The sequence below is a fragment of the Bacillus sp. 007/AIA-02/001 genome, assembly GCF_004634455.1.
Lineage (GTDB): Bacteria > Bacillota > Bacilli > Bacillales > Bacillaceae_G > Bacillus_A > Bacillus_A cereus.
In genome coordinates this window covers 844,488-865,271 of the sequence record NZ_SEIY01000001.1, presented here as the reverse complement: position 1 = coordinate 865,271, position 20,784 = coordinate 844,488, and the positions used below count along the sequence as shown (strand labels likewise).

The window sequence follows — 20,784 nt, the reverse complement described above, 5'->3', positions numbered from 1 at the left end:
CTTAATGCACATTACAAGTTTATTACTTTAACTCCTTGTACGTAGATGTTTACAGAATCTACTGCTAGTCCTACAGTTTGATCTAATGTATATTTCACTTTCGTCTGCACATTATGTGCCACTTCTGAAATTTTCGTACCATAGCTCACAATAATATACATATCAATATGTACTTCATCTTCATCTTTACGAACAATAACACCTCTAGTGAAGTTTTCTTTTCGTAAAATGTCTGTTAATCCATCTTTTAACTGATTTTTTGATGCCATACCTACGATACCGTAGCAATCTACCGCGGCACCTCCAGCAATTGTTGCAATTACATCTGTACTAATATCAATTTGACCGTACTTCGTTTTAATTTCAATTGACATCTCGTTTCCCCCTTCATAAATGGTGAAAGTGAGCTAGACTACTTTAGTTACTATCATATAATCTTTTTAAAGAAAATTCCATCGTTCTTTCTTTTCACTCTCATATTTTATGTTTTAAATTACACTTTTTTATGATGAGCAAAATAGTCCATTGTTATTATACAACATGTACCACTATAATATGTCAAGCAATTTTTATGGATTTCAACTTTTCTTCATTAACATATAGTGTCAAGTAAATTTTCTTGATTTCTTTTTTCTACGGTGTTGCATTCTCTTTTTAGTTGTGTTAAATTATAGTAGTGTTTTTAGCATCGCATAAAAGACTAACATTGAAAAATTACGTATGGTAAGGTATCAAGGGAGGGAAATATAAATGGCTCGTGTTTGTGCTATTACTGGAAGAAAAGCTCGTTCTGGTAACTCTCGTTCTCACGCAATGAACGCTACAAAACGTAAATGGGGCGCTAACCTTCAAAAAGTTCGCGTACGCATCGACGGAAAAGTTCAACGTGTTTACGTTTCTGCTAGAGCATTAAAATCTGGCAAAATCGAACGTGTTTAATAATAAAAAAAAGAGCCGATAGGCTCTTTTTTTACTATAACAATGGAAAAAGCACCGGTGATAGGTGCTTTTTTTAATCTTTTTTGAAGGTATTTAACATTGCACGAACTATTCCACCAAGAAATTTAGGTAACTTAATTGTATAAAATCTCATGGTTTCCCTCCTAATCCCCATTACTCCACTTGGTCACTATATGATGTAAGGAGCAAAATTGTTTCTTCAATCAGTGCTTCTTATCAACATTAATATGCCAGAAGTAAATGAAAAAGTACCTTTTTCCTCAACGAGTTCGTTACTAATACAAAGTGTTGATCCCCACTCTATTGTTTTATTAGTAAGAGGGTACTTAAAACCAAACAATGTAATCCCTTCCACTATTTCAGTAACTGGTACAAAAGATACATAAGGAAAATTTTTATTTTCTTCAATTATATGTGTACCCATTTTTTTAACTGTTATTTCATTTTTATTGTCCACAATAAACATTTCTATCTCTACTTCTAACCCTTTTAAAAGCATCTGTATATTTGCCAAACCGTGATCAAGCCTTCCACCAGTAGCACCAAAAATACGAATTAGTGCCGGCTTCTGTTCTAATGCCCAGTTGATTGCAATTTCTAAATCCGTTTGATCTTTTTCCCGCGGAACAATATGTAATTCGTTCGTTTGCTGTCCCATCCATACTAATTCTTCTTCAGTAACTGAATCGTAATCTCCAAACGCAACAGCCGGGGTAATCCCTTTCTTTAATAGACGGTATACTCCCCTATCAACCGCTGCCCACACTACTTCCTCATTCTCGTATCGAGCAAAATCTGCGCAATATTCCGAAGGTCCTCCTGCCAAAATATGAATAATCATTTTTTCTTCTCCTTCCATTGTAAAAAGGCAATCTGCCATTCGGTAGATTGCCTTTTTACATATTTTTATCCTATCCTATAAATGCCTTACTAGGATAAAAGTTCATCACTACCCACGAATTACGCGAATTGCTTCACCGCGGTCTTTTTGATTGTATACTGCTGACCCAGCTACAAGTACATTTGCTCCTGCTTCCACACAAAGTCTTGCTGTTTCAGCATTTACACCACCATCAACTTCAATTTCCACTTCTAGATTGCGCTCTTTCACCATGTCTGCAACTTGTTTAATTTTCGGTAATACAGAATGGATAAACTTCTGTCCACCAAATCCAGGGTTTACTGTCATAAGTAATACCATATCTATATCTTCTAATACATGCTCAATCACTGAAACTGGCGTATGTGGATTTAATACAACGCCCGCTTTAATACCATGAGATTTAATTAACTGAATTGTACGATGTAGATGCGGACACGCCTCTACGTGAACAGTAATAATATCCGCTCCCGCTTGTGCGAAAGTCGGGATATAGTTATCAGGATTTTCAATCATTAAATGTACATCTAATGGTAATGATGTAATCGGACGGATTGCTTCTACAATTAACGGTCCAATCGTAATATTTGGTACGAAATGTCCATCCATTACGTCAACGTGAATGTAATCCGCTCCGCCCTTTTCTACATCTTTAATCTCTTCCCCTAATTTTGAAAAATCTGCTGATAAAATCGATGGTGCAATTTTAATCATAACTAATACCTCGGCTTTCTCTCTCTAATTTCTTCTACGAATTGTTTATAGTTCTTATAGCGATATTCTGTAATCTTCCCTTCTTCAACCGCAGCTTTCACCGCACATTTCGGTTCAGAAAGATGTGTACACCCTCTAAATTTACAGTATTGGCTCGCTTCTTTCAACTCTGGAAAACAATATGTAAGATCTTCTACTTCTATATCAATGAAATCTAGTGAACTAAAACCCGGTGTATCTGCTACTAGTCCACTCCCAATTGCAATTAATTCTACGTGTCTTGTCGTATGCTTCCCGCGTCCTAAATGGGAAGAAATATCATTTGTTTTCAGCTCTAATTCTGGACGTAGCACATTAAGCATTGAAGATTTCCCAACACCAGATTGGCCCGCAACGACAGAAACACAATTTTCTAAGTATGGTTTTAATATATCAATACTTTCTGAAGTATTAATAGAAGTAAATAAAACATCATAACCCATCTCACGATAATCATTCGCATAAGCTTCAACAGTTGCTTTCATCTTTTCATCTACTAAATCCATCTTGCTAATACAAATAATTGGCTTAATGTTATGATATTCAATCAGCACTAAAAATCGATCTAACAGTCCAGGATTAAAATCTGGTTCTACTGCAGAGAACACAAGGATCGCTTGATCGACATTAGCAATAGGAGGTCTAACAAGTTCATTTTTTCGATCAAACACTTCAAGCACATAACCTTCAGTTGGATTATCTGCCTGAAAAACAACTTGGTCTCCTACAAGTGGTGTAATTTTATTTTTTCTAAATACACCTCGCCCACGACATTGCGTAACCCCTTCTTCATGCTGCACGTAATAAAACCCACTTAAAGCTTTTATAATTTTTCCTTCTGGCATAGAATTCTCCTTTTTTTGTATAAGGTGATGCTGAATTTAAAAATGAATGGATTTAAATTTTCCAAATAACGATTTCAAAACCTACCATATATACTTTCGCTAATATACATTGAATTTCCCATTAAATGCAAAAAAATATTTACAGCTGCATCACTTTACTAGCTTTTTGAATCATATATTTTTGCCTGCTATACCGTCCACTTTGTAGACAGCATAACAGGCAATAATAATAAGTAGACTTTCACTATTATTGAGTTGGATATGGTACTTCTTTATCAATAATCGTTACTCCATCCCGTACAATTTTATAGTGTCCCTTTGAACCTTCTTGAATTACAAATTCTAAAGAAATAGTCGCTGATTCAGTAATTGTTCTCGTTTCAACCGGTCTATCCATTTTTTGCTGCATGTCTTCTTTATAAATTTCTATTGTTTGCGGCTTTTTTTCACCTGTTACAGCAGGCTCATATGGGATAGAGATATTGTCCACTTTTACCGTTTTAGTCACTTTAGGCTTTTGACCATCAGAGATAATAATAGTTACTTTATCTCCCTCTTTTAATGGTGTACCTGGTTTTGGAAATTGCGAAATTACAAGTCCTTTTTCGACTGTATCTGAATACTCTCGTTTTATATCTGACGTTAGTTTTCTCTCATTCAAATAACCAGTTACACTATTTTCAGTCCACCCCGAAAAGTCACCTGGTCTAATTTGATAAGGCCCTTTACTTACCCAGATTTTCAGTTCTTGCTCCGCTTCTATAACCATCTGATCAGGCGTCGGAATTTGTTCTACAATTTCACCTTTCGGCTTATCATTTTCAATATAATTTACCGTAACTTGTTTATATTTTTCTTCTAACTCAGCTTTTACACTCTCAAAGTTTTGACCTGTGAAATTTGCCATCTTACTTTTCTTTTTTCCACCTGATTGATAGATAGTAATTTTAGCGTTTTCTTTTACGACTCTTCCTGCTACAGGGTCCGTTTTTATTACATCCCCAACTTCAACATCATCTGTATATACAATATTAGGCTCCGTCACCTCAAAGCCCTTTTCTACTAATGTATTTACAGCTGTCGTGTATTTCATACCAGCCACATCAGGAACTTTCACATCTTTCGGAATAAATAATCCTGGAATAACCGTAAGTGCTAATGTTATTCCTATTGCTAAAAATAAAAATGTTGAAATTAAAACTTTAAGCCACTTGTTACTCCGTTTTTTCTTCTTATCTAACTCAGCTGCTTCTGCTCTTATCGGTTCTTCCACCTTACTCCCTTTTAAAACAATCGTTTCATCACTTACATTTTCAAATAATTGTTCTTGTTGAATAATCGGAATCGCTTTCGTCGCTTCCATATCTTCCGGTATGTAAAATGGTTGCTCATTTATCCTCTCTGGATATAGCGCAGTTTCAATATCTCGCTTCATCGCATTGGCAGATTGATATCGGTGAAACGGATCTTTTGCAGTTGCCTTTAATATAATATTTTCAACACTTTGCGGAATATTTTCATTCCATCTTTTTGGTGATGGGATTTCACTTTGTAAATGTTTTAAAGCTATAGCAACAGCAGATTCGCCAGAAAACGGTTGTCTTCCTGTTAACAATTCAAACATAACTATTCCAAGAGAATAAATATCCGATTGTTTATTTGCTATCCCGCCACGTGCCTGTTCTGGTGATAAATAATGGACTGAACCGAGCACTGAATTTGTATGTGTAATTGTTGTTGCACTTGTAGCTGTCGCAATTCCAAAATCTGTTACTTTTATTATTCCATCAGCTCGAATTAAAATATTGTGCGGCTTTATATCACGATGCACAATTTCAAAATGATGGGCATGTGCCATAGCGGATGTTAACTGCTCCATAATATCAAGAGCTTCTCCTATAGGTAACATCCCTCGCTCAATTATGTATTGCTTCAATGTTTGCCCTGGTACATATTCCATGACAAGATAGTATATACCATCTTCTTCTCCGACATCATACATATTCACAATATTTGGATGCGACAACGTTGTAACAGACTGCGCTTCTCGATGGAAACGTTTAATAAACTCTTCGTTATTTGAGTAGTCGAGTCTTAATATTTTTACCGCTACATCTCGGCCAAGTATATCATCATGAGCTAAATATACATTGGCCATTCCGCCACCACCAATCATTTTCAGCAGCTTATAACGGTCATTTAAGCGTTTTCCAATCAGCACGTTGCACTTCACCTACTTTCGTTTGTCGAACCCGCATAATCAATAAGAACAAGTGTGATATTATCTTCTCCACCGCGATCATTTGCCAATTGAATGAGACACTGCCCTTTACCTTCAAGCTGTTCATTTAACTGTAAAATTTGTCGCATATCATCAATAGAAACTTTGTTTGATAACCCATCAGAGCAAAGAAGTAATTGATCATCTTCCTCAATCACCAACGTTTTAACATCTAACCCAACTTTTTCTTCTGTTCCTAATGCTCTTAATAACACATTCTTTTTCGGATGATACTCTGCGTCTTCCTTTGAAATTTCACCATGTTTCACAAGCTCATTTACAAGTGAATGATCTTCCGTTACTAGCGTCATTTCTCCTTCTGATACCATATAGCAACGACTATCTCCTATATGCCCTATTGTCACAAAGCTTGGTGTACAAACAGCTATTATAAGCGTTGTTCCCATACCATTACATTCTGCATTTTGCTGAGCGTATTCATATATACGCTCATTAATAATCCCAACACTAGTATGTAACCATTGTTCTACTTTTTTCGGCTCATTCATATTATGTGTTTGCTTCCAATAATCATGGAATAATTGAATGGCCATCGAGCTAGCTACATCACCAGCTCGATGACCTCCCATTCCATCTGCTACTACCGCTAATACATTTCCATCTAAATTGTGAAAAACTCCTGCACTATCTTCATTATGTTGACGAACTTTTCCTTTATCCGATAGAAATACGGCTTTCATCTCGTCACCTCGTCTCTTCTTTGCGCTCCTTCGCACGCAACTGACCGCAGGCTGCATCAATATCATGACCTTGTTCACGGCGAATCGTTACATTCACTCCACGATCTTTTAACGTTTTCTCGAACAAGAAAATTTGTTCACGTGGCGTACGTACATAATCACGTTCAGGTACGTAGTTTACCGGAATCAAGTTCACATGACATTTTACACCTTTTAAGAGCGCAGCAAGCTCTTCAGCATGCTCTACTTGGTCATTTTCTCCTCCAAATAATCCATATTCAAAAGTAATACGACGCCCTGTTCTATTTACATAGTATTTAATAGCTTCCATTAAATCTGGTAATTTATAAGCACGGTTAATCGGCATTAATTTTGAACGTAATTCTGAGTTTGGAGCATGCAATGAAATCGCAAAATTAATTTGTAGATCTTCTTCAGCAAACTTATAAATTTTCGGGATAATTCCACTCGTCGAAACAGTCATATGTCTCGCACCAATATGAAGTCCTTTTTCATGGTTAATGATGCGTAAGAATCCCATTAAATTATCATAGTTATCAAATGGTTCTCCAATCCCCATAACAACAAGAGAACTTACACGTTCTTCCGTTTCATCAAGCGCACGCTGAACTTCTACTACTTGCGCTACGATTTCTCCAGCTTCTAGGTTTCGCTTTAATCCACCAAGTGTCGAAGCACAGAACGTACACCCAATACGACAACCCACTTGCGTTGTTACACAAATGGAATTTCCATATTCGTGTCGCATTAATACCGTTTCAATAGAATATCCGTCATATAATTGGAATAAGAATTTAATTGTTCCATCCGAAGACGTTTGTTTTACTAACGTGTTTAAAGTAGTAATATCAAAGGAATTCGACAATTTATCACGCAATCCTTTAGAAAGGTTTGACATATCCTCATAATTTTTTACACGTTTTTTATATAACCAATCAAAAATTTGTCCAGCACGGAACTTCGGTTCTCCTTGTTCCTTTAACCAATCTTGCATTTCATGAAGTTGTAAAGAGTAAATTGATGGTTTCTTCGTTTCTAAATTTTTCTTTTGTTTTCTTACAGTCGTTTCCATGATGCTACACCTTCTTCCTTAAACAAGCAATATAAAAGCCATCCGTCGCAAAATAATGCGGTAAAATTTGTACTTGACCTTCATCAATATACGGAGTTAATTTTTCTGGCATACGCTCTTTAAGCGTAGTATCCCATTCAAATTCAGGATGTTCTTGTAAAAATTTCTCTATTACTTGTTCATTTTCTATTTTCTCAATTGTGCACGTACTATAAACAAGACGACCGCCTTGTTTTAATAATGGTGCTATTTTTTCTAGTATTGCAATTTGAATCGTCGATAATCTTTCACTATCGCCTTTATCTTTTCCTAACTTAATATCAGGCTTACGTCTAATTACACCAAATCCAGAACACGGTGCATCTACCAATATTTTATCAAACGTTTCATTTGCAAAGTGCTCTTGCACTTTTCTAGCATCTAGCGCTTTAGTTTCGACATTTTCTAGACCAAGTCGCTCTGCTTGCTGTTTAATTAAACGTACTTTGTGTGCATGTAAATCAAGGGACATGACCTTACCAGTTCCCTTTAATCGTTCCGCGATATGCGTTGTTTTTCCGCCTGGAGCAGCACAACTATCAAGAACTGCATCTCCCGTATTCGGTTCTAAAGCGCGTGCTACAAGCATAGAACTTTCATCTTGAATAGAAAGAAATCCTTTTTTAAACGCTTCTGTATGCGCTACATTTCCTCTTTCAATCTGAATTGCATCATCTGATAAGTCACCACTTTTTGCTTCTATACCTTCACTTGCCAACAACTCAATCGCTTCTTCTACCGTTACCTTATCAACATTCACACGCGCTGTTGGTACAGGGGGTAACATGTTTACTTCGCACATTTTTTCTGCAGTTTCTAAACCGTATTCTGAAGTCCACTCTTGGACAAGCCAAACTGGATGACTTGTTGTAATTGCAAGACGTTCTACTGGATCCTTGATTTCATCTACAGAAGGTACACCTTCTCTCTGAATCGAACGTAATACACCGTTCACCATACCAGCAATTCCTTTATGCCCGCGACGCTTTGCAATCTCAACCGCTTCATGAATAGCCGCTCTTTCTGGCACTCGGTCTAAATAAATCATTTGATATAAAGATAAGCGAAGCAATACTCTTACCCACGCCTCAACCTTCTTTTTTAAAAAAGGCTGTAAATAATAATCTAATGTGTCACGACGTTGAATCGTTCCATATACAATTTCAGTTAATAAACCAATATCTTTTCTATCAATTGCACTTTTTTCAATTAGATTATTTAAAAGTAAGTTGCTATATGCACCACTTTTTTCCACTTGAATTAAACCATCAAGAGCTAATTCACGAACATTTTGTCTCATGCATTTTCTCCTAACTTCGTTCCAATTTCAGGTTTTGTTCCACGTAAAAATTGTGAACAACTCATACGCTTTTTACCAGAAGGTTGCAATTCAGTAATTTTAACACCTGTTTCATTACTCGTTGCTACAACAAAACCATCTTCTTCGATTGCAACAATCGTACCTGCTTCAGCCGGTTCAGTTATAGGCACTTTTTCTCCCCACCATACTTTAACAACTTGTCCCGCTAAAGTTGTATAAGCAACTGGCCATGGATTCAATCCGCGAATGTGATTGTATACTTCTTCACCTGTTTTTGTCCAATCAATTTTCTCTTGCTCACGTTTTATATTGTACGCAAACGTTACTTCTTCTTCGTTTTGTTTAATCGGTTCTAACTTACCTTGGATTAATAAAGGTACTGTTTTAGATAGAAGGTGTGCTCCTGCTTCACTTAATTTATCAAATAATGAGCCTGTCGTTTCACGCTCTTCAATTTCAACTTCCACTTGCGTTAAGATATCACCAGCATCCAATTTTTCTACCATATACATAATTGTAATACCTGTTTTTTCTTTACCTTCCATAATTGCATAATGAATTGGTGCACCACCACGAAGTTCAGGAAGTAAAGAAGCGTGAACATTAATACATCCATACTTCGGTGCTTCTAAAATTTCATTTGGTACAATCTGCCCAAATGCAGCTGTTACAATTAAATCTGGCTCTAATGCCAATACTTTTTCATATTCATCTTTTTCACGAATTTTTAACGGCTGTAACACAGGGATACCATGTTTTTCCGCTTCAACTTTAACAGGTGTAGGTGTTAATACTTTTTTTCTACCTACTGGACGATCAGGTTGCGTCACAACACCTACTACCTCATAGCCATCTTCAATAAGACGACGAAGCACCGGCACTGAAAAGTCCGGTGTTCCCATAAACACTACTTTTATCATTTAAAAACCGCTCCTTTTAACACCTATTCTAGTTCGTTTTCTTCATAATATCTTGTCACTTTCGATGTAAATAAAACACCGTGTAAATGATCGATTTCATGTTGAATTGCACGCGCTAAAAATCCTTCCGCTTCTAATAAGAATACTTTCCCACGGCGATTTTGTGCTCTTACTTTAATATAATCGGCACGTTCTACTTCACCATAAAGTCCCGGGAAGCTTAAACAGCCTTCGGGACCTACTTGTTCACCACGTTTTTCTAATATTGATGGATTGATTAACTCGATTTTCCCAGTATCATCATCGACATCAACAACCGCTACTTGCAAGCTTACACCTACTTGAGGCGCAGCTAAACCGACTCCGTCCGCAATTAACATTGTTTCATGCATATCTTTCAACAATTTCACTAACTTTTTATCAAAGTTAATTACTCTTTCGCATGGTGTTTCTAACACTTCATTTGGATGCTTTATTATTTCTAAAACTGCCATATTTCCCTCCGCTACATTAACATTGTTGGATTAAAATCAATTGAGATTTGTAGCTCTTTTTGCATTTCTGCTTGATAATGTTCATTTACCATTTTGAGCACGTTCTTTAAGTTTGGTTCCCGTTTGTATTTTATCATGCATTGATAACGATATCTATCTTTTATCCTTGGAATCGCTGAAGCAACTGGTCCTAGCACCATTGTTTGCTGTGAGCAATGCGTTCGTAAATACGAGGCAATTTTTTCCGTCACTTGTACCGCTTTTAATAATTCAGGATGAGATACAGTTACGAGTACAACATAGTAATATGGGGGATATTGTCTTGTTCGTCTCATTTGCATTTCTTGGTCAAAAAACACATCATATTGTTGGTTCTTCGCTAACTCTATACTGTAATGTTCTGGCGTATACGTTTGAATCACAACTTCCCCTGGCAATTCATGTCTACCCGCTCGTCCACTTACTTGCGTCAATAGCTGATATGTCTTTTCACTCGCCCGAAAATCAGGTAAGTGAAGCATCGTATCTGCAGTTAACACCCCAACGAGTGTTACTTTCGGAAAATCTAATCCTTTAGCAATCATTTGTGTTCCGAGTAATATATCTGCTTTTTCTTCCCCGAACGCCTTTAATAATTTTTCATGCATTCCTTTTCGACTTGTCGTATCTACATCCATTCGAATGACTCGTGCCTCTGGAAATAGTTTTGTAATTTCTTCTTCTACCTTTTGTGTACCTGTACCAAAGAAACGAATGTATGTACTTTGACAAGCTGGACACTCAGTTGGCATATTCTCTTCGTAACTACAATAATGACATTTTAAACGATGATTCATTTTATGATATGTCAATGAAATATCACAATGCGGACATTGAACAACATACCCACAATCACGGCACATAACAAATGTAGAATGACCTCTTCTATTTAAAAAGAGTACCATTTGTTCTTTCTTTTCTAATCGATCTGCTATTTTTTCATGCAGCGCCTTAGAAAACATTGATCGATTCCCGTCACGAAGTTCTTCTCGCATGTCAACAATCTCTACCGTTGGTAAAGCTTGTTCATTCATACGTTTTTCCATTGTTAATAGTTCATAAACACCTTTTTTCGCCCTTGCAAACGATTCAAGTGTTGGTGTCGCACTACCAAGAACGATAGGACATTTATGATATTGTCCTCTCCAGACAGCTACATCTCTTGCATGATACCTCGGATTATCTTCTTGTTTGTAACTTGATTCATGCTCTTCATCAATAATAATAATCCCTAAATTCTCAAAAGGCGCAAAAACAGCTGAACGCGCACCAACTACAACTTTCACTTCTTTTCTTAAAATCTTACGCCACTCGTCATACTTTTCTCCAACAGACAACGCACTATGAAGAACTGCAACTTGTGAGCCAAACCTACCTTTAAAACGATCCACCATTTGGGGCGTTAGTGCAATTTCAGGAACAAGAACGATAGCTTCTTTTCCTTTCTTGAGCACTGCTGCTATAGATTGTAAATATACTTCTGTCTTTCCACTTCCTGTAACACCATATAGTAAAAATGGATTATAAGTTTCATTTGTAATTGATGATAAAATCGGTGTAATAACTTGTTTTTGTTCCTCCGTAAGTGGAAATGGTTTTGTTTGTTCAAAATCATCATCGTCATACGGATTTCGGTATACTTCCACATACTTTTCTGAAATGAATCCCTTTTTAACAAGTGCTTTTATTGGAGCATCTGTTATTTGTAACTCTTCTGTAATTACTTTCAACGGTGCACTTTTATAATTTTCCACAAAATAATAAAGTACATCTTGTTGTTTTTTACTTTTCAGTTCAAATGCCGCTAATTCCAATTTATCTTCTGGCAACTCCGGCTGAACCACTCTTTGCTTCTTCTTTTGTACTTTATCTTTCACTTGATAAACGACTTCAACCGTACCATTTTTAATTTCTTGTTGAATAGTTCGGTATAAATGTGGCTGTTGCTCGATTACTTCAAAATCAATTGCTTCTTTATCCTGAAATAAATATAGTATTTCAGGTGCTATTTCTTCCTGTTTACAAAGTTGTAGACGTTTTTTATACGTTGCTTTTATCGCAGTTGGAAGCATCACTTGAAAAGCTGAAATCATGTAGCATAACGTTTCACTTGTAAGCCAATATCCAAGCTTTAATAATTCATCATTTAAAACCGGTGTTACATCTAATATTTCATGGATTGTCTTTAACTTCTTACTTTCTACATCCACCGAATCTTTAATCCCAATAATAAAACCTTGCAATTTTCTTGGGCCAAACGGAACTACTACACGCATTCCTGTCTGTACAATATCTTCCCATTTTTTAGGGATAATGTAATCAAATGGTCGATCTGTCTGACGGGCAGGTACATCAACAATTACACTTGCAAATTTCATAAACGATCATCTTCTAACATCATTTCAATTTGCTTCAATATTTCACGAGCTACCTCTTTTTTCATTAAAATTGGCAACTCAATAACTTTTCCATCTTTTCTATACATTGTTACAATATTCGTATCCGTGCCAAATCCAGCTCCTTGCGCTTTTACATCATTCGCGACAATCATATCTGCATTTTTCTCACGTAGTTTTTTCGTTGCATATTCCTCTACATTTGTCGTTTCAGCAGCAAAACCGATAAGTAACTGTTTATCCTTTTTCTGACCTAACGTTTTTAAAATATCCACCGTTCTTTCAAGTTCAATGACAGCATCACCATTTTGCTTTTTCATTTTATTCTCATGAACATATTTCGGACGATAATCTGCAACTGCTGCTGTTTTAATGACAACGTCTACGTTTTGATAATGTTGAAGAACCGCTTCTAACATATCTTGTGCAGATTCCACTTGCACTGTCGTTACATGTAACGGTGGATTTAATGCTGTCGGTCCTGAAACGAGTATAACATCAGCGCCTAAATTCGCTGCCACTTCCGCAATCGCATACCCCATTTTTCCAGAAGAAAAATTTGTCATAAAACGAACTGGATCAACCTTTTCACGTGTTGGGCCAGCAGTTATTAATATTCTTTTTCCCTGCAATGGTTTGTGTTCTGAGAAAGCTTCCTCTAACCGTGCAATAATTGCTTCAGGTTCTTCTAGTCGTCCCTTCGCTACATATCCACATGCTAAAAAGCCTTCCCCAGGCTCAATAAATGTATATCCTAGCGTTTTCAATGTCATCATATTTTTTTGAACTATTTTATTTTCATACATATGCACATTCATAGCAGGCGCAATCCATACCGGAGCTGTAGTAGCTAACAAAGTAGTTGTAATCATATCATCTGCAATACCACCAGCTAACTTTCCAATACAATTGGCAGTAGCAGGTGCGACAAGTACAACATCCGCCCAATCTGCTAAATCAATATGAGCAATAACAGCTGAGTCTTTCTCATCAAATGTATCCGTATATACATCATGGCGAGAAAGCGCTTGGAATGTAAGAGGCGTAACAAACTTCATTGCCGACTCACTCATCATTACTTTTACAATCGCGCCAGATTGTGTCAATTTACTCGTTAACGCAGCTGCTTTAAAAACCGCAATGCCTCCTGTTACACATAGAAGTATCTTTTTCCCTTTTAGCATATGACTCGTCCTCTTTCTTTTTCAAACTTATAATACTGAAATAGAATTCTCAGCTCGTCAGTACCAATATTTCATTCCTTTCGTAAAAAAATAACAACCTACTTGTAAATAGGTTGTTACCGTTACATAGAAAATTATAAAGTCTATGTTTTATTTTGTCGAAGGCAAAGGCTTATTCAGCTACTTTATCTTCACTTGGTACGTAGCTTAATGCTTCTGCATCGATTTCTTCTAATGCTTTACCTACACATTTATGAGAAACAGGTTTTTCTACAACACAGTTATTAGCAAGTTGCATTTCACGCGCGCGTTTTGCAGCTACTGTTACTAATGTGTACTTAGAATCGATTTTTTGTAGTAATGAGTCAATTGATGGATTTAACATAATTATAGACCCTCCGTCATTTCTTTATAATATTTTGCTACCCTTTCGCGGCGGCAATGTTCGCCAACCACAATTGCTTTAATTCTATCACAAGCTAATTCAACTTGATCGTTTTCTACTACATAGTCGTAAGCGTCCATCATCTCGATTTCTTCTTTCGCTACAGTTAAACGATTTTCAATAACATCTTCAGTCTCTGTACCACGTCCGACAATACGGCTTTTTAGTTCAGATAAACTTGGAGGTGCTAAGAAAATAAATACACCTTCTGGGAAAGCTTTCTTAACTTGAATTGCTCCTTGCACTTCAATTTCTAAGAATACATCTTTTCCTTCTTGTAATGTTTTTTCAACATAGTCAATCGGTGTTCCGTAATAATTACCTACGAACTCAGCCCACTCAAGTAATTTTTCATTACGAATCATTTCCTCGAATTCTTCTCTTTCTTTAAAGAAATAATCCACACCATCTACTTCACCTTCACGCGGCTTACGTGTCGTTACTGAAATAGAGTACTGAAAACGTGTATCCTCATGGCTAAACAGCTCTTTACGAACCGTCCCTTTTCCAACCCCAGAAGGCCCTGAAAGAACGATGAGCAATCCTCTTCTACTTCTCATAAATATGTAAAACCTACCCTTCCTCACTTAAATCTTCTTTATTATTCAAACGATGTGCAATCGTCTCTGGTTGAATTGGACTTAATACAACATGCCCATCATCCATAACAATAACCGCCCTTGTTTTTCTCCCATACGTAGCATCAAGCAAAGCATTATGTTCGCGTGCTTCTTGTACTGTTCGTTTAATAGGAGCTGACTCCGGACTTACAATAGCAATAATTCGATGAGCAGATACAATATTTCCGTATCCAATATTTAAAAACCGCATGGCCATAGTTTGCGCCTCCTAGTAAGTCTATCCGATTTCTCCACCACGTATAACTTTATATATTTTTTGAAAGCTACTCAATATTTTGTACTTGTTCACGAATTTTTTCAAGGTTATTTTTCATTTCTACAACATATTTTGAAATTGTTAAGTCATTTGCCTTAGAACCAATCGTATTAATTTCTCTATGCATCTCTTGCACGATGAAATCCATTTTCCTTCCAACAGGCTCTTCAATCTGCAATGTTTCACGAAATTGCTCTAAATGACTTTGCAAACGAACTAACTCTTCATGAATATCACAACGCTCTGCAAAGATTGCGACTTCTGTTAGCAATCTTTGTTCATCTAGATCTTGATTATGTAATTCTTTTAAGCGATTTTCTAATCGTTCACGATATTTTTGTGTAACAATTGGTGCATGTGGAATAATTGCATTTACACAATTGCTAATCTCTTGTAAACGATACGCTATATCTTTATGTAATCGTTCTCCTTCGCCATCTCTCATCGTTTTCAACATATGAGCAGCTTGACGAACAGCCTCATATAAACTGTTCTCAAAATGTTCATTTACATTTTCTATTTCTTCAATTGCTGTTACTTCTGGCATTGCCATTAATTGCTGAAGTGTAATAGAATCTTGTAATTGAAATTTCCCTTTTATATCTTCCATCATCGATTGGTACTGCTCAAGAAGTGACCAATTCACACTTAATTTTCTTTCAACAAGTCCTTCACCCGCTATACTAATAGACACTTCAATGCGTCCACGTCGAACTTGCTGTGCAATTATTTTACGAATTTTGTCCTCAAATACCATCATTTGCTTAGGAAGTCGAATACTCATCTCTAAAAAACGGTGGTTCACCGATTTCATTTCTACTGTAATTTGAAAAGTATCACTTTCTACTTTCGATCTTCCAAACCCTGTCATACTAGAAATCATTTTTATCACATCCAAGCCATAAAATAACTCAATGAAAAAGGTAATAGAGACAAGGCTCTACTACCTTCTGTAAATTATATCACATTTTCATAACATTGACTATTTCAAGTTTAATCCCTTCTTATATAATATCGGCTTTTTCTTCTTAGTCTTTTTCCCAGTTAATAAAGAACCTACTAGTAAGAAAGTCGGAATTGATGACAAACCTCCAATTAATAACCAATCTCTTGCTTGTATCGGCATTGTGCTAAAGATTGGTTGTAACGGTGGATAATATATAACCACTAGCATGAGTAGTAACGAAATAATAACCGCCCCTACTAAATACACGTTCCCAAATGGATTACGGTGAAAGACAGAATGCTCACTACGACAATCAAATACATGAATAAGCTGAGCAAGTACCAACGTCGCGAACGCTACAGTTTGTGCATATTTCAGTTCATTTGGATGTTGGTTATACGCAATAATAAACGCCACTAACGTCACTGCTCCAATTAAAAACCCTCGACTTATTATTTTCCACGCAAGCCCTCTAGCGAATACCCCTTCTTTCGGGTGACGCGGTGTTCTCTTCATCACATCTCCTTCAGCCTTATCCAAACCTAATGCCATCGCTGGTAAACCATCAGTAACTAAGTTCACCCATAAAATTTGAATAGGAACCATCGGCAGTGGTAATGCAAGTAACATCGCAAATAACATAACTAAAATTTCTCCAACATTTGACGCCAATAAGTAGCGAATGAACTTACGTATGTTCTCATATATATTTCTTCCTTCTTTAATTGCTGATTTAATTGTAGCAAAATTATCGTCTAGTAAAACAAGTGAAGAGGCTTCTTTCGCAACATCTGTCCCTGTAATTCCCATCGCTATCCCAATATCCGCTGTTTTTATCGCTGGAGCATCGTTCACTCCATCACCTGTCATCGCTACTATATGTCCTTGATTTTGCAGTGCCTTAACAATTTTCAATTTATGCTCAGGTGATACACGAGCGAATACATACGTATCTTCTACAACATTTTCTAATTCCTCCACATCCATATTCGCGAGTTCTACTCCTTCAACAACGCGTCCATCTGGTGGTAAAACTCCTAATTGTTCAGCAATCGCCATTGCTGTCACTTTATGATCACCTGTAATCATTACTGTTCGAATACCAGCTTCTTTACACTCTTTTACCGCCTGCGCCACTTCTGGCCTTGGCGGGTCAATCATACCTTGTATTCCAACCAACATAAAATCTTTTTCAACGTCTCTTTCATGTTCAATAGAATCCGTGACTTTTAAAGGTTTAAACGCAACTGCAATTGTTCGAAGCGCTTGACTACCTAAGCTATGAATAGCCGCCTGTACTTCTTTTCTATATAGCTCACTTAACGGCTGCTGCTTATCCCCCCATAAGATTGTTTGACTCAGTTGCAAAAGAACATCCGGTGCTCCTTTCGTAACAATAAACTTTTTCCCCTCTCGATCTCGTACAATAACACTCATCATTTTTCGAGTTGAATCAAAGGGGAATTCACGAATAATTTCAAATTTCCCTTTTAATGCCTCACGTGTTATCCCAGCTTTCATTGCTGCAGCTACAAGCGCTCCCTCTGTCGGATCTCCATCTAATACGTACGCCTTTTTCTTTTGAATAATATTTGCATTGTTACATAGTGAACCAAATGTAAGTAGCTGATAAAGTGATTTTGTCTTAGCTGGATTCACTTCTTTTTCACCTTTCATAAAAGAGCCATTAGGTTCATATCCTTGCCCTGTCACTTTCCACAATTCTCCGCCTGACCACATATGTGTTACCATCATTTTGTTTTGCGTCATTGTTCCCGTTTTATCAGAGCATATAACAGAAGCGCAGCCTAACGTTTCTACGGCCGGTAACTTCCTTACAATTGCTCTCTTTTTTATCATACGCTGTACACCAAGTGATAAAGCTACTGTAACAATTGCTGGCAATCCTTCTGGAATAGCCGCAACAGCTAGCGATACGCCAGCTAAAAACATATGATATACTTCATTCCCTTGATACACACCAGCCAATACAACCAGCGCTGTCAAAATAAGAGCTACAATAATTAATATTTTTCCGAGCTGTTCTAACCTTCTTTGCAGTGGCGTTTCCATTTGCTCTGCATTTTGCAACATATTTGCAATTTGCCCCATCGCTGTATTCATACCAGTTGCTACAACAACTCCTGTACCAGATCCTCGCGTAATCATTGTCCCCATAAAAGCCATATTTTTTTGATCCCCAATTGCAACATCTTGCCCTTGCAATGCTTCTACCTTCTTTTGTACAGGTACGGACTCCCCTGTCAAAGCAGACTCTTCAATATATAAACTTGATGCCTCAACAAGACGCACATCAGCCCCAATACGATCACCACTGGAAAACTTAATAATATCCCCTAAAACAAGTGCTTTAGATGGTGCTTTTACCCACTTTCCATTCCGCATTACAGTAACTTGCGGAGCGGCTAGTTCCTTTAAAGCTTCCAATGATTTTTCAGCTTTTCTTTCTTGAAAAAAGCCGAGAATACCATTGATAATAACAATGGCAACAATAGCAATAGAATCAATGTATTCACCTAAAAACGCAGAAACAATTGTTGCTCCAAACAAAACGAGTACCATGAAATCTTTAAACTGTGCTAAAAATACCATTAGTGCAGAAGGCCTTTTTGCTTCTTCTAATTCATTAGTACCAAATTTCTTTACTCGCCCTTCTGCTTCTTTCTCTGTAAGTCCAACCTTTACATTCGTATTCGTTCTTTCTTCCACTTCATGTGCTCGCATTCCATACCAGTTCATCCTGCTATCGACCTCCTGATTCCAGACATACTCTATTGAAAGCTTATTCAGCCTCGTCCAAAAAAATGCTATAATTAACATTTAGTTAGAAAGGAGTGTTCATTTATGGCATTCGATGGATTATTTACAAGAGCGATTACACATGAAATTGAAAATTCTCTTTACACAGGAAGAATTTCCAAAATATATCAACCTTCAAAATACGAGATTTTATTACATATTCGAGCGAATGGAAAGAACCAAAAACTAATTCTTTCATCTCATCCTACATATGCGCGTATGCACTTAACGAATCAAAACTACGATTCGCCAGCAATACCGCCGATGTTCTGTATGCTTCTTCGCAAACATTTAGAAGGTGGATTTATTGAAAAAATTGAACAAATCGACTTAGAACGCATTATTCAAATTACAGTTCGCAGTCGTAATGAAATCGGAGACGAATCATTAAAAACATTAGTAATTGAAATAATGGGACGACATAGTAACATTATCTTATTAGATACGAAAACAAACGTGATTTTAGATAGCTTAAAACACGTTTCATTAGCCGTAAACCGTCACCGAACTGTATATGCTGGTGCTGAGTACGTCGCGCCACCAGCCCAACATAAAATCAATCCTCTGCAAATTGAAACCGCAGATGATTTTATTAGACCGCTAGACTTTCTATCTGGAAATATGGATAAACAACTCGTCGGTGCTTTCATGGGAATATCCCCATTATTTGCAAAAGAAGTAGTAAAGAAAGCCGGTATGGCAAACGAGAAAGCATTATCAGAAGCATTTTTCTCTATACAAACACCATTACTATCTCATGCATATACACCTACAATGATTACTGCAAATGGAAAAGAATTCTTTTATCTTTTCCCTCTTACACACTTGCAAGGAGAAGAAAAAACATTCTCATCAGTGAGCGAATTGTTAGATCGTTTCTTCTTTGGCAAAGCAGAACGTGATCGTGTAAAACAACAAGCTCATGATTTAGAACGCTTTATGCAAAACGAAAAAAATAAAAACGAGAAAAAACTCATTAAACTCGAAAAAACACTGCAAGATGCTGGAAAAGCAGATAAATATCAACTATTTGGAGAGCTACTTACAGCCAATATGTACGCTTTAAAAAAGGGCGATAAAGATATTGAGGTCGTTAATTATTACGATGAGAATGGTGGAACTGTAAAAATCACATTAGATCCTTTAAAAACACCATCTGAAAATGCACAACGCTATTTCCAAAAGTATCAAAAAGCAAAAAATTCAGTTGTTGTTGTAGAAGAACAAATCGAAAAAACAAATGAAGAAATTCTTTATTTTGATAGCTTACTTCAACAAATGGAAGCTGCTTCTTCAAAAGATATTGAAGAAATTCGTGAGGAATTAGCTGAAGAAGGTTATGTGCGCAATCGCAAAACGAAAAACGCAAAGAAAAAGCCTACTAAACCAGTATTAGATAAATATGTAGCAAGTGATGGCACAGAGATTTTCGTTGGTAAAAACAATAAACAAAATGATTATTTAACAACGAAGTTTGCCCGCCGTGATGAAATTTGGTTACATACGAAAGACATACCTGGCTCTCACGTTGTCATTCGTTCTTTAGAGCCTGCTGAAGAAACTTTACTAGAAGCTGCCAAAATTGCTGCCTATTACAGTAAAGCGAAAGAGTCTAGCTCTGTACCTGTTGATTTCACCAAAATACGCCATGTCAAAAAACCGAGTGGTGCAAAACTTGGTTTTGTTACGTACGACAATCAACAAACCGTATATGTAACACCAGATGCTGATATTGTAATGAAATTAAAAGCGTAAATAAAAAATGCGTTG

Annotated in this window: 20 protein-coding genes; 2 read left to right on the top strand and 18 right to left on the bottom strand. The window is 36.7% G+C overall.

All coding sequences use genetic code 11. From position 1 onward, the window contains the following. Positions 1–11: 11 nt before the first annotated feature. Positions 12–374 carry an Asp23/Gls24 family envelope stress response protein gene (locus ES895_RS04705; protein WP_000021109.1) on the bottom strand — a complete coding sequence of 121 codons (363 nt, stop codon included), beginning with the start codon at positions 372–374 and terminating at the stop codon, positions 12–14. Positions 375–750: 376 nt separating this feature from the next. On the opposite strand from ES895_RS04705, the gene rpmB reads away from it, so the two are divergent. Then, on the top strand, positions 751–939 hold the full coding sequence (gene rpmB, locus ES895_RS04700; protein ID WP_000124776.1) for a 50S ribosomal protein L28: 189 nt from the start codon (positions 751–753) through the stop codon (positions 937–939). 73 nt (positions 940–1,012) lie between these two features. On the opposite strand, the gene spoVM is transcribed toward rpmB, so the two are convergent. The 17 genes from spoVM to ES895_RS04615 form a co-directional block, all read right to left on the bottom strand. Beyond that, complete coding sequence (gene spoVM / locus ES895_RS04695) at positions 1,013–1,093, bottom strand: stage V sporulation protein SpoVM (protein ID WP_001213599.1); 81 nt, start codon at positions 1,091–1,093, stop codon at positions 1,013–1,015. Positions 1,094–1,159: 66 nt separating this feature from the next. Beyond that, entirely contained in the window at positions 1,160–1,840 is a 681-nt protein-coding gene (locus ES895_RS04690) for a thiamine diphosphokinase (protein ID WP_135238175.1), read from the bottom strand. A 69-nt stretch (positions 1,841–1,909) separates the two neighbouring features. Continuing rightward, a complete protein-coding gene (gene rpe, locus ES895_RS04685) occupies positions 1,910–2,554 on the bottom strand; it encodes a ribulose-phosphate 3-epimerase (protein WP_000589974.1) in 645 nt (214 codons plus the stop codon). A gap of 2 nt (positions 2,555–2,556) precedes the next feature. Beyond that, positions 2,557–3,438, bottom strand: coding sequence for a ribosome small subunit-dependent GTPase A (gene rsgA, locus ES895_RS04680; RefSeq protein WP_001113932.1), 882 nt, complete (start codon positions 3,436–3,438; stop codon positions 2,557–2,559). Positions 3,439–3,685: 247 nt separating this feature from the next. After that, positions 3,686–5,659, bottom strand: coding sequence for a Stk1 family PASTA domain-containing Ser/Thr kinase (gene pknB / locus ES895_RS04675; protein WP_000904748.1), 1,974 nt, complete (start codon positions 5,657–5,659; stop codon positions 3,686–3,688). Between the two features lie 8 nt (positions 5,660–5,667). Beyond that, a complete protein-coding gene (locus ES895_RS04670; protein WP_000648703.1) occupies positions 5,668–6,420 on the bottom strand; it encodes a Stp1/IreP family PP2C-type Ser/Thr phosphatase in 753 nt (250 codons plus the stop codon). 4 nt (positions 6,421–6,424) lie between these two features. After that, positions 6,425–7,513 (bottom strand): dual-specificity RNA methyltransferase RlmN, encoded by a 1,089-nt coding sequence (rlmN, locus tag ES895_RS04665; protein ID WP_000450541.1) that lies wholly within the window; start codon positions 7,511–7,513, stop codon positions 6,425–6,427. Positions 7,514–7,517: 4 nt separating this feature from the next. Beyond that, positions 7,518–8,852: a 16S rRNA (cytosine(967)-C(5))-methyltransferase RsmB gene (gene rsmB / locus ES895_RS04660; RefSeq protein ID WP_001249668.1), complete on the bottom strand. Its 1,335-nt coding sequence runs from the start codon at positions 8,850–8,852 to the stop codon at positions 7,518–7,520. Further along, positions 8,849–9,793, bottom strand: coding sequence for a methionyl-tRNA formyltransferase (fmt, locus tag ES895_RS04655; RefSeq protein ID WP_000598804.1), 945 nt, complete (start codon positions 9,791–9,793; stop codon positions 8,849–8,851). Before fmt ends, rsmB begins: the two co-directional genes overlap by 4 nt. Positions 9,794–9,816: 23 nt before the next feature. Next, positions 9,817–10,287 carry a peptide deformylase gene (def, locus tag ES895_RS04650; protein ID WP_000279455.1) on the bottom strand — a complete coding sequence of 157 codons (471 nt, stop codon included), beginning with the start codon at positions 10,285–10,287 and terminating at the stop codon, positions 9,817–9,819. An 11-nt stretch (positions 10,288–10,298) separates the two neighbouring features. Continuing rightward, positions 10,299–12,704 (bottom strand): primosomal protein N', encoded by a 2,406-nt coding sequence (gene priA, locus ES895_RS04645; protein ID WP_000666715.1) that lies wholly within the window; start codon positions 12,702–12,704, stop codon positions 10,299–10,301. After that, on the bottom strand, positions 12,701–13,906 hold the full coding sequence (gene coaBC / locus ES895_RS04640; protein WP_000911749.1) for a bifunctional phosphopantothenoylcysteine decarboxylase/phosphopantothenate--cysteine ligase CoaBC: 1,206 nt from the start codon (positions 13,904–13,906) through the stop codon (positions 12,701–12,703). Before coaBC ends, priA begins: the two co-directional genes overlap by 4 nt. 172 nt (positions 13,907–14,078) lie before the next feature. Further along, the gene (rpoZ, locus tag ES895_RS04635; protein ID WP_000933960.1) at positions 14,079–14,291 is read right to left on the bottom strand and encodes a DNA-directed RNA polymerase subunit omega; all 213 of its coding nucleotides are present in this window, start codon (positions 14,289–14,291) and stop codon (positions 14,079–14,081) included. A 2-nt stretch (positions 14,292–14,293) separates the two neighbouring features. Further along, entirely contained in the window at positions 14,294–14,911 is a 618-nt protein-coding gene (gene gmk, locus ES895_RS04630; protein ID WP_001257741.1) for a guanylate kinase, read from the bottom strand. 13 nt (positions 14,912–14,924) lie between these two features. Continuing rightward, on the bottom strand, positions 14,925–15,188 hold the full coding sequence (remA, locus tag ES895_RS04625) for an extracellular matrix/biofilm regulator RemA (protein ID WP_001251456.1): 264 nt from the start codon (positions 15,186–15,188) through the stop codon (positions 14,925–14,927). Positions 15,189–15,255: 67 nt separating this feature from the next. Beyond that, on the bottom strand, positions 15,256–16,131 hold the full coding sequence (locus ES895_RS04620) for a YicC/YloC family endoribonuclease (RefSeq protein WP_000625869.1): 876 nt from the start codon (positions 16,129–16,131) through the stop codon (positions 15,256–15,258). A gap of 99 nt (positions 16,132–16,230) precedes the next feature. Next, positions 16,231–18,954, bottom strand: a complete 2,724-nt coding sequence (locus ES895_RS04615; RefSeq protein ID WP_001104777.1) for a calcium-translocating P-type ATPase, SERCA-type — start codon at positions 18,952–18,954, stop codon at positions 16,231–16,233. A 105-nt stretch (positions 18,955–19,059) separates the two neighbouring features. On the opposite strand from ES895_RS04615, the gene ES895_RS04610 reads away from it, so the two are divergent. Next, positions 19,060–20,769, top strand: coding sequence for an Rqc2 family fibronectin-binding protein (locus tag ES895_RS04610; protein WP_000863279.1), 1,710 nt, complete (start codon positions 19,060–19,062; stop codon positions 20,767–20,769). The last annotated feature ends 15 nt before the right edge of the window (positions 20,770–20,784 follow it).

Bases quoted from the DNA above. Each gene is read 5' to 3' on its own strand.
- ES895_RS04705 (WP_000021109.1), bottom strand. From the start codon at position 374: ATGTCAATTGAAATTAAAACGAAGTACGGTCAAATTGATATTAGTACA.
- rpmB (WP_000124776.1), top strand. From the start codon at position 751: ATGGCTCGTGTTTGTGCTATTACTGGAAGAAAAGCTCGTTCTGGTAAC.
- spoVM (WP_001213599.1), bottom strand. From the start codon at position 1,093: ATGAGATTTTATACAATTAAGTTACCTAAATTTCTTGGTGGAATAGTT.
- ES895_RS04690 (WP_135238175.1), bottom strand. From the start codon at position 1,840: ATGGCAGATTGCCTTTTTACAATGGAAGGAGAAGAAAAAATGATTATT.
- rpe (WP_000589974.1), bottom strand. From the start codon at position 2,554: ATGATTAAAATTGCACCATCGATTTTATCAGCAGATTTTTCAAAATTA.
- rsgA (WP_001113932.1), bottom strand. From the start codon at position 3,438: ATGCCAGAAGGAAAAATTATAAAAGCTTTAAGTGGGTTTTATTACGTG.
- ES895_RS04670 (WP_000648703.1), bottom strand. From the start codon at position 6,420: ATGAAAGCCGTATTTCTATCGGATAAAGGAAAAGTTCGTCAACATAAT.
- rlmN (WP_000450541.1), bottom strand. From the start codon at position 7,513: ATGGAAACGACTGTAAGAAAACAAAAGAAAAATTTAGAAACGAAGAAA.
- rsmB (WP_001249668.1), bottom strand. From the start codon at position 8,852: ATGAGACAAAATGTTCGTGAATTAGCTCTTGATGGTTTAATTCAAGTG.
- fmt (WP_000598804.1), bottom strand. From the start codon at position 9,793: ATGATAAAAGTAGTGTTTATGGGAACACCGGACTTTTCAGTGCCGGTG.
- def (WP_000279455.1), bottom strand. From the start codon at position 10,287: ATGGCAGTTTTAGAAATAATAAAGCATCCAAATGAAGTGTTAGAAACA.
- priA (WP_000666715.1), bottom strand. From the start codon at position 12,704: ATGAAATTTGCAAGTGTAATTGTTGATGTACCTGCCCGTCAGACAGAT.
- coaBC (WP_000911749.1), bottom strand. From the start codon at position 13,906: ATGCTAAAAGGGAAAAAGATACTTCTATGTGTAACAGGAGGCATTGCG.
- rpoZ (WP_000933960.1), bottom strand. From the start codon at position 14,291: ATGTTAAATCCATCAATTGACTCATTACTACAAAAAATCGATTCTAAG.
- gmk (WP_001257741.1), bottom strand. From the start codon at position 14,911: ATGAGAAGTAGAAGAGGATTGCTCATCGTTCTTTCAGGGCCTTCTGGG.
- remA (WP_001251456.1), bottom strand. From the start codon at position 15,188: ATGGCCATGCGGTTTTTAAATATTGGATACGGAAATATTGTATCTGCT.
- ES895_RS04620 (WP_000625869.1), bottom strand. From the start codon at position 16,131: ATGATTTCTAGTATGACAGGGTTTGGAAGATCGAAAGTAGAAAGTGAT.
- ES895_RS04615 (WP_001104777.1), bottom strand. From the start codon at position 18,954: ATGAACTGGTATGGAATGCGAGCACATGAAGTGGAAGAAAGAACGAAT.
- ES895_RS04610 (WP_000863279.1), top strand. From the start codon at position 19,060: ATGGCATTCGATGGATTATTTACAAGAGCGATTACACATGAAATTGAA.